This window comes from Mammaliicoccus sp. K-M42 (assembly GCF_022386375.1).
GTDB lineage: Bacteria > Bacillota > Bacilli > Staphylococcales > Staphylococcaceae > Mammaliicoccus > Mammaliicoccus fleurettii.
On sequence record NZ_JAJNIS010000035.1, the window covers coordinates 1 to 14798 of the forward strand.

The following is a 14798-nucleotide window of genomic DNA, read 5'->3' on the forward strand; positions in this document are numbered from 1 at the left end:
TCACCTCTACAATTTTTCTTAGTCGATTACATTGTACTAAAGTGAGCTATATATGGCTCTTATTTTATTACACAATTATATGGACATATTCTATAAATCAGTCCATATGCACATAACTTGAGTGAATTGTAACTTTTGATATGATTGTTACACTAAAAAAGAAAGAGCCTTAAACACTAATTTGTTTTAGGCTCTTTCTCATTTTTCTTTGAACATTCGAAACATAAGAGTGTTTTATCTTCTTGTACGACGCCTTCAATAAAGCCACTATGACAATAAATATTTGAATTGCATGCTTTACATTTTCCGACAAATTCTTTTTCCATTTAATCACACCTTAAAATTCTATTTTCGTTCTTAAAAATGATATGATAATTATATATAGACTAACATATTTTTTATTGGAGTGATTGAAATGGCTTTAGAAATGAAATCGAATTGCGAAAAATGTGGTTATGAATTTCATAGTAAGAGTAACGCATTTATCTGTGTGAAGGAACATACATTTTGTAGAGAATGTGCGGAAAATTTATTTTACGTATGTCCTGAATGTAATGGTGAACTTGTTGTACGTCCTAAAGTTCAAGCTGACGAAAATAAAATAATTAGAGATAGATAATATATAGATGAGGTGATGTATTGAATATTTCTATTTTAAATGTAGAGGATGTAAATAAAATAGTTCCAATATTTGATGAATATCGCGTTTATTTTGATCAACAATCTAATATAGATGCTGCTTATGATTTTTTGTATAATAACTTATCTAATAATGATGCTGTTATTTTTGTTGCTGAAGATGAAGAAAATGTAATTGGATTTTTACAATTATATTCGATGCTGTCTTCGATGAAAATGTCAGAAATGTTGATTATAAATGATTTATATTTAACAGCTGCAGCCAGAGGTAAACACATAGGAGAGCGGTTAATGCATCAAGCATTTAAATATGGCAAAGATAGTGGCTATGAGACAATATATTTAGAAACTGAAAAATCTAACATCGGTGGTAATCGATTATATACGAAACTTGGCATGCAAGTCGACGATGAACACAATTATTATAGTAAAGAATTATAAAATTAAGGTGAGAGGTGAATTTTAAATGAAAGCAATTGGATTTAAGAGAACTTTTGATTTGAAAGAATCAAATGAATTTGAAGAGCTTGATTTACCTATTCCCAAAGCTAACGGGCGAGATATATTAGTAAACGTGAAAGCAGTTAGTATTAATCCAGTAGATACAAAATCAAGAGTTACCAATGAAGGTGAATTTAAAATATTGGGTTATGATGCTGTAGGTGTTGTTGAAGCGGTAGGAGATAAAGTTGAATTGTTTCATGTAGGTGATGAAGTATATTATTCAGGTTCAAACATGCGTCAAGGATCTAATGCAGAATATCAATTAGTTGATGAGAGGCTTGTAGGTATTAAACCTGAATATTTATCTTACGCCGAAACAGCAGCATTACCTTTAACAGCAATTACATCATTTGAAGCACTTATTGAAGGATTAAGTATATCGACTAATCCAGAAGATAATAAAGATAAAAAGTTACTCATAATAAATGGTGCTGGAGGAGTAGGGTCAATTGCTACTCAAATTGCTAAAGACCTTGGATTAACTGTTATAACGACAGCATCAAGAAAAGAAACGAGAAGATGGTCTGAAAAAATGGGGGCTGATATTGTATTAAATCATAAACACCATTTACCAGACGAATTAAAAGCACATAAAATCAATGAAGTAGATTATATATTTAATACGCATAGTAGTGATGCTTACTTTAATGTAATGGCAGAAATGATTAAGCCTAGAGGTAGAATCGTTGCGCTTGTTAACTTTATGAACAATGTTAATTTAAACTTATTAAAAGATAAAAGTGTAACATTCTCATTTGAATTTATGTTTACAAGACCAAAATACGAAACAGAAGATATGAAAGCACATCATGAATATTTAAGAAAACTGACATATTTACTTGATAGAGGAACAATCAAAACAACCTTCCATACTAAATTAAAAGGACTAAGCGTAGAAAGTATAACAGAAGCGCATAGATTAATTGAAGAAGGCAAAAGTATTGGAAAAATTGTAATAGAATATTAGAGATATGTACGTTTTATCTGATATCTATATATGTTTAAAAAATAGCCATTTGCAACGATTTTGTAAAGTGCGGACGCCTGAGGGAATAGTATGCGTGAGAGACTACAGGCTCGAGCCATACCCCTAGGCAAGCATGCACGTACAAAATCGTAATATTATATAAAAAAAGCATATCACTGTAATACTGAAGAAATCAGTTTAGTGATATGCTTATTTATTTTGAGTTAGGATTCATGTCCTAACTTTTTTAAATACATATTAATAGTCGTTTTCGTTTGCTAGACGTCTCAAGTGTGGATACTTAGAACGTACTAAATATACTAGAAGTGTAAGAGCTGCGAAAACAATCGCAATAAGTCCTATTATTAGCATTGATTGTCCATACGATACATCACTTGTGAAGTTAAAGATATTTTCTCTTAAAGCTTTAATGACATAACTCATTGGCGAGAATGGATGTAAGTCTTGGAAGATCTTACCTGATAATTGTATTGGGAAAGTTCCTTCACTAGAACCTAATTGTAGTATCAGTAAAATGATTGCTAAGAATTTACCAATATTACCAAGTACTACAGTTAAGAACGTTACAATCATATATGCTGCGATACTCCATAATAGTAAGGTTAAAGTAAAGTAACCCGGATTAGCTATTTCAATTTCAAATCCGTATAAGCACAATATAGTTAATACTAAGGCGGATCCAATAGCTTGCATCATAAATATAGTAAACTTACTTAACCACCATTTAAATCCAGTTGATTCTCCAATTCGTTTGTCGATAGGGTATACTGCTGAGAAAGCAACTGCTCCAACATATAAACTCAATGAAAGGATATATGGTGCGAAACTTTGACCATAGTTGTCTACTTCGGTTAAATCATCTTCGTTTGAAACAACAGGACTGTTTATCGCTTTAACATTTTTCTCGTTAAAGTTTTGGTCTTCTGATTGTTTGATTGCTTTATCAATATTTTGTTTTAATTTATCATTATTTTGTTGTAAATCATTTAAACCTTGAGATACTTGCATACTTCCTTGTAAAAGTTGCTGTCCTTCTGCTCCAGCCATTGGTGCTAACTGTTCTAAGCCAGATTCAACTTGTTTATTTCCATCGATAAGTTGTGACTCTGCATCTGACATTTGGGCAAGCGCTTTAGAAGTATCTTTATAACCATCTGTAAGCTTGTTCATACCTTTAAATGATTCGGAAATATATTTTTCACGAACAGAAGAACTTAAATTGTCTTCAACTGCTGTTACAGCTTTAGAGGCAATTTGAGAGCCTGTGTAACTATATCCTGGATTAGTCTTTACATTAAAGTCGATTTTTTTAGGATTCTTGTCTAACATTGAACCAGCATGTTTAGTAGTATCAGAAGGAATTGAAATAACTGCGAATGAGTTACCTTCTTCTAAATGTTTATCTGCAGTTTCTTGGTTAACAAATTCCCATTTGAATTTATCGTTGTCTTTTAAATTATCTTCTACATCGTTACCTATATTTGTTTTCTTACCATTTACTTCTCCGCCATTATCGTTATTAACGACAGATATTTTTAACTGATCTGTCTTGCCATAAGGATCCCATAAAGAGCCTACGAAAACAGAACTATAAATAAGTGGTATTAACATGATTGCAATTAAGGAAACAAGTAAGAATTTATGTGTCCACAGATTTTTTATGTCATCAAACATGTTTAGCATCGTCCTTTCCTGTTATAAGATTATTAGCTTTCTCAAGTTGTTTAACAAATGTGATGATTTCTTTATCTGAGAAATGAGAAGAAAGTTTACGATTAAATGTTTCATAAATAATATCTTCAGTACGGATAACAAGCTTCATTCCTTTTTCAGTTAACAGAACGGACTTCTCTCTTTTATCTTCACCTTGTTCAATTGAAATAAGTTCGAGGTTTTTTAATTTGTTTATTCTATTTGATATAGCTGTTTTAAAAACACCTTGTTTAGAAGCGATAAAACCATAAGTACATTTAGGAAAATCTTTAATTATTTTTAAAGTTTGATATTGTTCTTTAGAAATAACTTCATCTAATCCAGTATTATTTAAAATTTTACCTACTTCACTATGAATATTAATAATAGATTCTTGAAATAAGTTAAATGCCTTTTTTAATTCGTGTTCCATTTTAGTACACCTCCTGTACTTAATACAAAGAATATAGTACACCCTATGTACTATGAATGCAAGAGTTTTAATTAAAAAAGAACCAATCGTTTGCATTTAAAGGTTGTTATTTAAAATTAAAAAGCTAATTTTATTGAATAAAACTAATGCAATCGTTTGCATAAAATTGTTGACATTTTAACTTTTTACACATATTATAAATCTATATTAAATTTTGTAAGCGATTACAATTATGGAGGGATTATCTATGGCTGAAATGAAATTAGAGAATATAAAGAAGACTTACGACAAAGGTAATACAGTGGTACATGATTTTAACTTACATATTAAAGATAAAGAGTTTATTGTTTTCGTCGGTCCATCAGGGTGTGGAAAGTCTACAACTTTGAGAATGATCGCAGGATTGGAAGACATTACATCAGGAAATTTTTTAATCGATGATCAAAGAATGAATGATATCGCACCGAAAGATAGAGATATCGCAATGGTCTTTCAAAATTATGCTTTATACCCACATATGACAGTCTATGACAATATGGCATTTGGTCTTAAACTTCGAAAAATGAATAAAAAAGAAATCGATAAAAGAGTTCAATACGCAGCTGAAATTCTTGGATTAAAGGAATATTTGCCGAGAAAGCCTAAAGCTTTATCAGGTGGACAAAGACAAAGGGTTGCATTAGGTCGAGCAATTGTAAGAGATGCGAAAGTATTCTTAATGGATGAGCCTTTATCTAATTTAGACGCGAAATTAAGAGTTCAAATGAGAACGGAAATATTAAAGTTGCATAAACGATTACAAACAACAACGATTTATGTAACACATGATCAAACAGAAGCATTAACGATGGCAACACGTATTGTTGTACTTAAAGATGGCGATATTATGCAAATAGGCACGCCACGTGAAGTATATGATGCACCAGAGAATGAGTTTGTTGCACAATTTATTGGATCACCCGCAATGAATATCTTTGACGCAAAGGTTAATAATGATGAATTAGTGATTGGTGAACAAGTGATTAAATTAAATGAAAGTAAAGCGCGCATGCTGAATCATAATGGCTATGATGGTAAGACGATACGTTTCGGTATTAGGCCAGAAGATATTCATGATGAGCCTGTATTTATCAATGCTAATAAGGATGTAACTTTTAAGACTAAAGTACTTGTCAGTGAATTATTAGGTTCTGAAATCATGATTCATGGATTATTTAATGATGAAGAAATTTGTGCCAAGTTAGATGCAAGAACAGTCATTCATCCAAATGATGAAATTGAGCTCGCTTTAGATTTAAATAAATGTCACTTCTTTGATAAAGAAACTGGGGAAAAAATAAAAAATTAATTTATTTAGTGAATAAATAATTAATGAAAGAAGGGGATTAGATGAAACATTTAATAAAAATTGGCTCAATACTACTCGTGATATTATTACTTGCAAGTTGTGGTCCTAATCGAACACAAGAAGATATTGATAAAGCACTTAACGATGATGAAAAAACAGCCAAACCTAAATCACTTACGATGTGGGTAGACGGTGATAAACAAATGGCTTTTTACAAGAAAGTAACGAAAGATTATACAAAAAAGACGGGTATTAAAGTGATTCTTAAAAATACAGCACAAGATGATCAAGTAGATAACTTATCACTTGATGGACCATCAGGTAATGGACCTGACTTATTCTTTCAACCACATGATCGTGCAGGTGATGCATATTTGCAAGGGTTAGCGGCAGAGATTGATTTTACGGATGAAGAATTAAAAGGTTATTCCAATGAAGCACTGCAAGCTTTAAATTATGAAGGTAAACAATTAGCATTACCCGTTATCGTAGAATCAACTGCTATTGTCTATAACAAAAAGCTTGTTAAGACACCACCAAAGACAATGGATGAAGTTGAAAAAATTGCGAAAGATGTTACTCACAAAGATAAAAAACAATATGGATTTATGTTTGATGCAAAGAACTTCTACTTTAATTATCCATTTTTATTTTCACAAGGTGGATACATTTTTAAAGAAGAAAAAGATGGATTTAATACAAACGATGTTTCAGTAAATGATCCTTCTGTTATTAAAAATGGCGAGAGATTACAATCATGGTACGACAAAGGTTATATTACGAAGTCGGCTAATCAAGATGTTATTGTAGGGCTGTTTAAAGAAGGGAAAGTAGGCATGTTTGTGACAGGTCCATGGCAAACGAATGAATTTAAAGAAGCGCTAGGCGATGATTTCGGAACAGCGACATTCCCAACTGATAATGGTAAAGAAATGAAACCATTCCTAGGGGTAAGAGGTTGGTTTATATCCGAATATAGTGAAGAGAAATACTGGGCTAAAAATTTAATGCTGTATTTAACAAATAAAGATAATATGCAGAAATACACAGATGAAATGCAAGAAATTACTGGCCGTACAGATGTTTCTTCTAAAAATGAATTATTAAAGCCATATGAAGAACAAGCTCAAAATGCTATTCCGATGCCAAATATTCCAGAGATGAGTCAAGTATGGGACCCAATGGGAAATGCAGCAGTATTTATGTCCAACGGTAAAGATCCTAAAGAAGCGCTTGATGAAGCGAAGAATGGCATAGATGAACAAGTAGAGATTATGAATGCATCTAAAAAATAAAGGAAGGTGAAATTGTGAAAATGAGAAATCCAAAATTAGCAGCTATACTATCGATTATTCCGGGTATTGGACAATTCTATAATAAAAGATATATAAAAGGCAGTATATTTATCATATTTTTTATTAGTTTTATGTCAGTATTTTATCAATTTATGAATATTGGATTCTGGGGATTATTCACTTTAGGTACAGTGCCTAAATTAGATGATTCAAGGGTTCTATTAGCACAAGGTATCATTTCGTTATTATTAATTGCATTTGCAACCACTTTATATGTTGTTAATTTAATAGATGCTTATCGTAATGCAGATCAATATAATAAAGGATTTGAAATTAAGAATAGTAAAGGTCGTATGACGGCGACATGGGATAAGACTTTCCCATACTTATTGATATCACCGGGTATATTTTTATTAATATTTGTTGTCGTATTTCCACTTTTATTCATGTGTTTTTTAGCTTTTACAAATTACAATTTATATAATGCACCACCTAGACATTTATTAGAATGGGTAGGGTTTGATAACTTTAAATCATTAGTTACAGTACCTATTTGGAAGACGACATTCTTTAGCGTATTAACATGGACGATTGTTTGGACTTTAGTTGCGACAACTTTACAAATCGCTCTAGCGTTATTGCTCGCTATAATTGTCAATCACCCACTTATTAGATTTAAAAAGCTTATTAGAACAGTATTAATCTTACCTTGGGCAGTCCCATCGTTTGTGACAATATTAATCTTTGCAGCCATTTTTAATGATGATTTTGGTTCGATTAATAATGATATCTTACAACCGTTATTCGGTTTTGCACCAGCATGGTTAAATGATCCATTCTGGGCAAAGATTGCTATAATATTAATTCAAGTATGGCTTGGATTTCCATTCGTATTTGCTTTGTTTACAGGTGTTCTACAAAGTATTTCATCAGATTGGTATGAAGCGGCAGATATGGACGGTGCATCAAGTTGGCAAAAATTTAGAAATATTACGTTTCCACATATATTATTTGCGACTGCACCATTATTAATTATGCAATACGCAGGAAACTTTAATAACTTTAATTTAATTTACTTATTTAATAAAGGTGGTCCACCTGTTTCGGGGCAGAATGCAGGTAGTACGGATATCTTAATTTCTTGGGTATATAGATTAACATTTGATATGCAAAATTATAATATGGCAGCGACCATTTCGTTAATTATTGGTGTCTTTATTGCTATTATTGCATTCTTACAATTTAGAAAGACTAGTACTTTTAAAGATGAGGGGGATATTTAATGAATAAGAAGAATAAAAATATATTAAGAGCGATTATCATGTATGGCATTTTGATTATTATGTTTATCATCATTATTTACCCATTACTATGGACTTTAGGGTTATCACTCAACTCTGGTTCTAATCTTTATGGTTCTTCTATGATACCGAAAGATGCATCTTTGAAAAATTATATATATTTATTAACGGATCCATCAAGTGATTACATTACTTGGTATAAAAATACTTTAATCGTTGCGACGGCTAATGCATTATTTTCAGTGATTTTTGTTGGTTTAACTTCGTATGCATTTTCAAGGTATCGCTTTGTAGGTAGAAAATATGGACTGGTAGCATTTTTGATTTTACAAATGTTCCCTGTATTGATGGCAATGGTTGCTATATATATATTATTAAATACAATAGGCTTATTAGACTCATTATTCGGTCTCACTTTAATTTATATTGGTGGTTCCATACCGATGAATGCCTTTTTAGTAAAAGGGTATTTTGATACAATTCCTAAAGAATTAGATGAATCTGCTAAAATAGATGGTGCAGGACATATGAGGATATTTTTCACAATTATGTTACCCTTAGCTAAACCGATTCTAGCAGTTGTGGCATTATTTAATTTTATGGGACCATTTATGGACTTTATTCTGCCAAGAATCTTATTAAGAAGTCCTGAAAAATATACATTAGCAGTCGGGTTATTTAATTTTATAAATGATAAATTTGGTAACAACTTTACAGTATTTGCTGCTGGAGCAATGATGATTGCAATACCAATTTCTATTGTATTCTTATTATTACAAAGATACTTAGTAACTGGTTTAACAGCAGGTGCTACAAAAGGATAATAAAGGAGTGATCTCGTGGTTACAATAAAAGATGTTGCGAAAGAAGCAAGCGTTGCACCATCAACAGTATCAAGAGTGATTAGTGGGCATAAAAGTATAAGTGATAAGACATCAAAAAAAGTTAAAGCTGTGATGAAGCAATTGGGCTATCAACCTAATATTGCCGCGAGAACACTTGTAACACAAAAATCTAAAACGATTGGTTTGATTTTAAAATCAGCCTCTAAAGAAATGACGCAAAATCCATTCTTTACAGATGTTCTGATGGGGATATCAATAGCTTGTAAACAAAGGGAATACTCAACAATTATGACAACGTCAATTGAACAAGCTGACTTATTAGTTGAAGTTGAAAATCTCATTAAATCTAAATCAATAGATGGCTTTATTATGCTTTATTCAAAAGAAAATGATCCAGTTACACAATTGCTCAAAAAATATCAATTTCCTTTTGTTGTTGTAGGTAAACAATTAGGAGAAAGAGAAATCATTCATATCGACAATGATAATGTAGAAGCGAGTCAAATGATAACTGAATTTATGATTCATAAAGGACATGATCATATAGCTTTTATAGCTGAACCGGATTCTTATGCTGTTGCATTAGATAGGGTAGAAGGATTTAAGAAAGCGTGCGATAAACATAGCATTAACCAATTTGAAATTTACCATGCAAACCCTAATAGAGATGAAATATTAGCAATCATTAAAGAAATGAAAGAAACCACTACATTTCCTACAGCGATTATTACATCAGATAGCATGATCAACATTAATTTATTAAGCGCATTATATGAACTTAATATAAGAGTGCCAGATGAAGTGATGACAGCAACTTTTAATGATTCATTTATCAATACTTTTGCTTCACCACCTCAAACTGTAGTTAATATTTATCCAGAACATTTAGGTGAGGAAGCAGGTATAGCTTTAATTAAACTGATTGAGAATCCTAATATTTTAAGAAAAAATACGGTCATTCCAACAGAAATAATAGAGAGAAAATCAACGATAAAATAAGAGGTGACTAAATAATGGAGGAACGAATTTGGTGGAAAGAAGCGGTTTGTTATCAAGTTTATCCTAGGAGTTTTAATGATTCTAATAATGATGGTATTGGTGATATAAATGGTATTAGAGAAAAGTTAGATTATCTGAAAAATCTAGGTATAGATGTGATTTGGGTTTCGCCAATATTCAAATCACCTAACGATGATAATGGCTATGATATTAGTGATTATCAAGATATTATGGATGAGTTTGGTACGATGGAAGACTTCGAAATACTATTAAAAGAGACACATGATAAAGGTATGAAACTAATATTGGATTTAGTAATCAATCATACATCAGATGAACATCCGTGGTTTATCGAGTCTAAATCTAGTAAAGACAATCCTAAAAGAGATTGGTACATATGGCAAGAAGGAAAAGACGGCAAAGAACCTAATAATTGGGGAAGTATATTCAATGGTTCAGCTTGGGAAAGAACTGAAGAAACAGATGAATATTACTTGCATATTTTCAGTAAAAAACAACCAGATTTAAATTGGGAGAAAGAAGCGGTACGTTCTGAATTATACAATATGATTAACTGGTGGTTTGATAAAGGTATAGATGGTTTCCGTGTTGATGCTATTACGCATATTCAGAAGTCATTTGAAGATGGAGATATACCAGTTGAACCAGGTGATGAACAGTATAAAGCAGCATTTGAACGTTATACAAATAGACCAGGCATATTAAATCATTTACGTGAATTGAGAGATGAAACATTCAATAAATATGACATTATGACAGTAGGAGAAGCAAATGGTGTCAGTCCCGATGATGCGAATGATTGGGTAGGCTTTGATAATGGCATTTTTAATATGATTTTTCAGTTCGAACATTTAGGATTATGGAATACTGAAGATAGCGGATTTGATGTTATAAAATATAAAAATATCATGTCAAAATGGCAAGACCAACTTGAAGGAATTGGATGGAATGCGCTATTTATCGAAAATCATGATCAACCAAGACTCGTTTCAACTTGGGGAGATGATGAGCATTATTGGTATGAAAGTGCAACAAGTCATGCGACAAATTATTTCTTACAAAAAGGTACACCATTTATTTACCAAGGACAAGAAATAGGCATGACGAATTATCCATTTGAATCATTAGAAGATTTTAACGATGTTTCCGTTAAAAATGAAATTAAATTAAAAGCACAAAATGGAGAAGATACATCATCTTTATTAAATAATTTGTGTAAAGTAAATAGAGATAACTCCCGTACAATGATGCAGTGGGATAATCAAGCGTATGCAGGATTTTCAACAACAAAACCGTGGTTCCACGTTAATCCGAATTACAAAACTATCAACGTAGCTGATCAATTAGAAGATGAACATTCCGTATTAAATTATTATAAGCGCTTGATTCGATTGAAAAAAGATTATGACGTCTTTAATTACGGTAAATACGAATTAGTAGATAAAGCACATAAGCAAATTTATACTTATAAGCGCATACTAGATAACGAAGAAGTCATTATCATGAGTAATTTAACAGGCGAAAAAGCCAATATCACATATCCACTCAATATAGAAAAAAGTGCGTTATTATTGCACAATTATTCAACGATAGAAAATACAAATGTATTAGAACCATTTGAAATAAGAGTATATCGAATAGAAAAATAAAGAGTTGATAGCCGAGACACGTGTTGTCTCGGCTTTTTATATGTGGAGATATAACTACCATAAATATGAATAGTGTAAAAAGAAGGTGCGCTCTTATGTACATTTCTCAGAATTCTGTCCCTAACACCACCCGTTACGGACATTATTAATTTATCATTTACAATCAACTCATATTGTTAACGCTTACTTTGATATTCGTTTTATAATAGAAATGTAGAATTGATAACTCAACGGGAGGTTATTTTATGAAAAAGTTAATGAAAGAAAAGACGAATTTTGTTGCTGACATGCTTAAAGGTATTGAAGTAATGGATAACTCAGTTGAAATTATAAGTGATAATGTCGTTGTTCGAAAAAAAGTTAAAGCAAGTGGCGTCGCTTTAGTTTCTGGTGGTGGATCGGGTCATGAACCGGCACATGCTGGTTTTGTTGCTGAAGGAATGTTAGATGCTGCTGTTTGCGGTGAGGTATTTACTTCGCCAACACCAGATAAAATTCTAGATGCAATTAAACATGTTGCTACAGATGATGGCGTCCTAGTGATTATTAAAAATTATGCTGGAGATGTCATGAATTTTGAAATGGCTCAAGAAATGGCGGAAATGGAAGGTATTTCATGTCAGTCTGTAATAGTCCGTGATGATATTTCTATAGATAATGAACAAGATAGAAGAGGTGTCGCAGGTACTGTTTTAGTTCACAAATATGCTGGATACTTATCTGATAATGGATATAATTTAACTGAAATTAAAGAAAAAGTAGAAGCGTTTATTGAAAGTATTAGAACGATTGGTATGGCTATATATCCTTGTTTAGTACCAACTACTGGTCAATATGGGTTTGATTTAGATGACAATCAGATGGAAATAGGTATTGGTATTCATGGTGAAAGAGGTATATATCAAGAAAAAATAGAAACGGTTGATGAAATTATAAATAGATTAATGCATGAACTTGAAAAAGAAATTTCTGATAAGTCGTTAATCGTTATGATTAATGGAATGGGTGCGACTCCAGATTCAGAACTTGCGATAATTGCACATTATTTCAACGAATATGCATCAAATAATCAACTTGAAATCAAAAAATACTTTGTTGGAAATTATATGACAGCACTTGATATGCAAGGCTTTTCTATTACACTTGTTCCTTATCAAGAAGAACTAGAAGAGGCATTTAATGCACCAACTGAAAGTAAATATTTTAAATAGGAGGCATTTTTAATGAATGCAGAAACACTATTGAAAAATCTTAAGGATTTGAAAAATACATTTGAAGCGGAAGAACAAAATTTAACTAATTTAGATAGAGCAATTGGTGATGGAGACCATGGTGTTAATATGTTAAGAGGTTTTAAAGCGGTAGATGAGAAAGTGACTGGAGAAACAATCAGTGATGTCTTAAAATCTACAGGCATGACACTAATGAGTTCTGTGGGAGGTGCGTCAGGTCCACTCTATGGTTTCAGCTTTGTTAAAATGGCTGGACTCGATCATGATGAAATGACTCAAGACAATTTAATAGAATATATCAATACATTTAAAGAAGCTATTGCTACAAGAGGAAAAGTAACAGGCGGAGAAAAGACAATGTATGATGTATTATTAAAATCTTCAGAACATCTAGACAATGGGAATAAATTAACTGAAGAAAATTTACAACAGTTTGCTGAAGATACTAAAGACTTAGAAGCAACTAAAGGTAGAGCTTCATATTTTAAAAAGGATTCAATTGGTCATATGGATCCAGGTGCACAAAGTATGGTTTATGTATTAAAAGCTTTAAGTAAGGATGTGTAAAAATGGCTACTATAGGAATTGTTAGTCACAGTAAAGAGATTGCACAAGGTGTTAAAGATTTATTAGAACAAATGTCTCCGAACGTAACAGTTATTGCAAGAGGTGGTACGAACGAAGGAGAAATTGGGACAAGTATCGACACTGTAAATGAAATTATTAATGAACTAACAGAAGATGCTATGATATTTTATGATATAGGTTCATCTGAAATGAATCTTGAGATGGCATTAGATTTATATGATGGACCTTACAAGTTATATAAAGTTGATGGCCCAATCGTTGAAGGTTCATTTTTAGCAAGTGTATCCTTATCAACAGGTGCGACATTAGAAGAAGCGATTGACAGTATCAAGAGAGAATTTTCGTAAAGCGCTTTAATTATTATGAATTAATAAATATTAAATGATATAATTGCTCTACTAATGATTTTAACAAGGTGGAGAAATTGGAATGAAGATATCGAACAAGAAATTATATGAAAAAGTTGCAGATGTCATCATATTGGATATTAATGAAGGACGTTTAAATATAGGAGATCGTTTACCATCTATTAAAGCTTTATCTGAGAGCTTTGGAGTAGGTCAAGCAACTATAAGAGAATCCTTAAATGCATTAAGAGCTATGGGTTTTGTAGACATCAAGCATGGACAAGGAACATTTATTATAGAAAGAGAAGAACCGCAATTTAACTTTGAAGCAATAAGTGGAAATGCTAAAGACATTGAAAATTTATTAGAAGTAAGAAATATAGTAGAAGTAGGCGTTGCAAGATTAGCTGCTAAAAATAGAACTGACGAAGATTTATTAGCTATAGAATCTGCATTGAAAGATATGCAATTAGCAATAAACGAAAATGAATTAGGTGAAGCATCTGACTTGAAATTTCATCTTGCTATTGCTGATGCAGCAAAAAATGATATCTTAAAGCAATTGTTATTAAACGTTTCCGATATTATGAGACATACGATGAAAGAAACAAGAAAAATTTACTTATATACTAAAAGTAAATCAATAGAAAAATTGTATAACGAACATAAAGAAATCTTTGAAGCAATCAAAAGCAAAAATGCTAAACTAGCACAAAGTAAAATGACATTTCATTTAGAAGAAGTGGAGAAAGTTGTACTAAATAACATTAGACACTCGGATAGTTGACTAATGGTAGGAGAGCTTGGGACATAAATACCCATTCTTAAATAAAAAGAGCTAATCCATATTTTCGGATTAGCTCTTTTTTCTTTATTTATAAAATCTACGATTTTGTACGTGCATGCTTGCCTAGGGT

Annotated in this window: 16 protein-coding genes; 13 read left to right on the forward strand and 3 right to left on the reverse strand. The window is 31.6% G+C overall.

The window, feature by feature from the left end; all coding sequences use genetic code 11:
* Positions 1-176 precede the first annotated feature (176 nt).
* A complete protein-coding gene (locus LQ668_RS12060) occupies positions 177-326 on the reverse strand; it encodes a hypothetical protein (protein WP_198644277.1) in 150 nt (49 codons plus the stop codon).
* Between the two features lie 89 nt (positions 327-415).
* On the opposite strand from LQ668_RS12060, the gene LQ668_RS12065 reads away from it, so the two are divergent.
* Genes LQ668_RS12065 through LQ668_RS12075 form a run of 3 tightly spaced genes read left to right on the forward strand, consistent with a single transcriptional unit; the run spans position 416 to position 2110 of the window.
* The gene (locus LQ668_RS12065; RefSeq protein ID WP_078356924.1) at positions 416-619 is read left to right on the forward strand and encodes a DUF1272 domain-containing protein; all 204 of its coding nucleotides are present in this window, start codon (positions 416-418) and stop codon (positions 617-619) included.
* Between the two features lie 20 nt (positions 620-639).
* Positions 640-1080 carry a GNAT family N-acetyltransferase gene (locus tag LQ668_RS12070; protein ID WP_107510186.1) on the forward strand — a complete coding sequence of 147 codons (441 nt, stop codon included), beginning with the start codon at positions 640-642 and terminating at the stop codon, positions 1078-1080.
* A 25-nt stretch (positions 1081-1105) separates the two neighbouring features.
* Positions 1106-2110: a zinc-binding alcohol dehydrogenase family protein gene (locus tag LQ668_RS12075; RefSeq protein WP_107510185.1), complete on the forward strand. Its 1005-nt coding sequence runs from the start codon at positions 1106-1108 to the stop codon at positions 2108-2110.
* Positions 2111-2368: 258 nt separating this feature from the next.
* Here the strand turns inward: LQ668_RS12075 and LQ668_RS12080 are convergent, their stop codons facing one another.
* Together LQ668_RS12080 and LQ668_RS12085 are read right to left on the reverse strand one after the other, a co-directional pair.
* The gene (locus LQ668_RS12080) at positions 2369-3805 is read right to left on the reverse strand and encodes a YhgE/Pip domain-containing protein (RefSeq protein ID WP_239776047.1); all 1437 of its coding nucleotides are present in this window, start codon (positions 3803-3805) and stop codon (positions 2369-2371) included.
* Positions 3798-4256, reverse strand: a complete 459-nt coding sequence (locus LQ668_RS12085) for a MarR family winged helix-turn-helix transcriptional regulator (protein ID WP_078356920.1) — start codon at positions 4254-4256, stop codon at positions 3798-3800. Before LQ668_RS12085 ends, LQ668_RS12080 begins: the two co-directional genes overlap by 8 nt.
* Before the next feature lie 247 nt (positions 4257-4503).
* Here LQ668_RS12085 and LQ668_RS12090 point away from each other — a divergent pair, with 247 nt between their 5' ends.
* The 10 genes from LQ668_RS12090 to LQ668_RS12135 all read left to right on the forward strand — a co-directional run bounded on the left by LQ668_RS12090 (position 4504) and on the right by LQ668_RS12135 (position 14668).
* A complete protein-coding gene (locus LQ668_RS12090) occupies positions 4504-5604 on the forward strand; it encodes an ABC transporter ATP-binding protein (RefSeq protein WP_107510055.1) in 1101 nt (366 codons plus the stop codon).
* Between the two features lie 41 nt (positions 5605-5645).
* Positions 5646-6899: an extracellular solute-binding protein gene (locus tag LQ668_RS12095; RefSeq protein WP_107510056.1), complete on the forward strand. Its 1254-nt coding sequence runs from the start codon at positions 5646-5648 to the stop codon at positions 6897-6899.
* A 14-nt stretch (positions 6900-6913) separates the two neighbouring features.
* Positions 6914-8182: a carbohydrate ABC transporter permease gene (locus LQ668_RS12100; protein ID WP_119634409.1), complete on the forward strand. Its 1269-nt coding sequence runs from the start codon at positions 6914-6916 to the stop codon at positions 8180-8182.
* Positions 8182-9024: a sugar ABC transporter permease gene (locus LQ668_RS12105; RefSeq protein WP_119634410.1), complete on the forward strand. Its 843-nt coding sequence runs from the start codon at positions 8182-8184 to the stop codon at positions 9022-9024. Before LQ668_RS12100 ends, LQ668_RS12105 begins: the two co-directional genes overlap by 1 nt.
* A 15-nt stretch (positions 9025-9039) precedes the next feature.
* Positions 9040-10044 carry a LacI family DNA-binding transcriptional regulator gene (locus LQ668_RS12110; RefSeq protein ID WP_239732723.1) on the forward strand — a complete coding sequence of 335 codons (1005 nt, stop codon included), beginning with the start codon at positions 9040-9042 and terminating at the stop codon, positions 10042-10044.
* Positions 10045-10058: 14 nt separating this feature from the next.
* Positions 10059-11714 (forward strand): alpha-glucosidase, encoded by a 1656-nt coding sequence (locus tag LQ668_RS12115; RefSeq protein ID WP_107510059.1) that lies wholly within the window; start codon positions 10059-10061, stop codon positions 11712-11714.
* 245 nt (positions 11715-11959) lie between these two features.
* Positions 11960-12925, forward strand: coding sequence for a dihydroxyacetone kinase subunit DhaK (dhaK, locus tag LQ668_RS12120; RefSeq protein ID WP_239776049.1), 966 nt, complete (start codon positions 11960-11962; stop codon positions 12923-12925).
* Between the two features lie 12 nt (positions 12926-12937).
* Entirely contained in the window at positions 12938-13513 is a 576-nt protein-coding gene (gene dhaL, locus LQ668_RS12125) for a dihydroxyacetone kinase subunit DhaL (protein WP_107510061.1), read from the forward strand.
* 2 nt (positions 13514-13515) lie between these two features.
* Positions 13516-13881: a dihydroxyacetone kinase phosphoryl donor subunit DhaM gene (dhaM, locus tag LQ668_RS12130; protein WP_107510062.1), complete on the forward strand. Its 366-nt coding sequence runs from the start codon at positions 13516-13518 to the stop codon at positions 13879-13881.
* An 82-nt stretch (positions 13882-13963) separates the two neighbouring features.
* The gene (locus LQ668_RS12135; protein ID WP_078356916.1) at positions 13964-14668 is read left to right on the forward strand and encodes a FadR/GntR family transcriptional regulator; all 705 of its coding nucleotides are present in this window, start codon (positions 13964-13966) and stop codon (positions 14666-14668) included.
* Positions 14669-14798 lie beyond the last annotated feature (130 nt).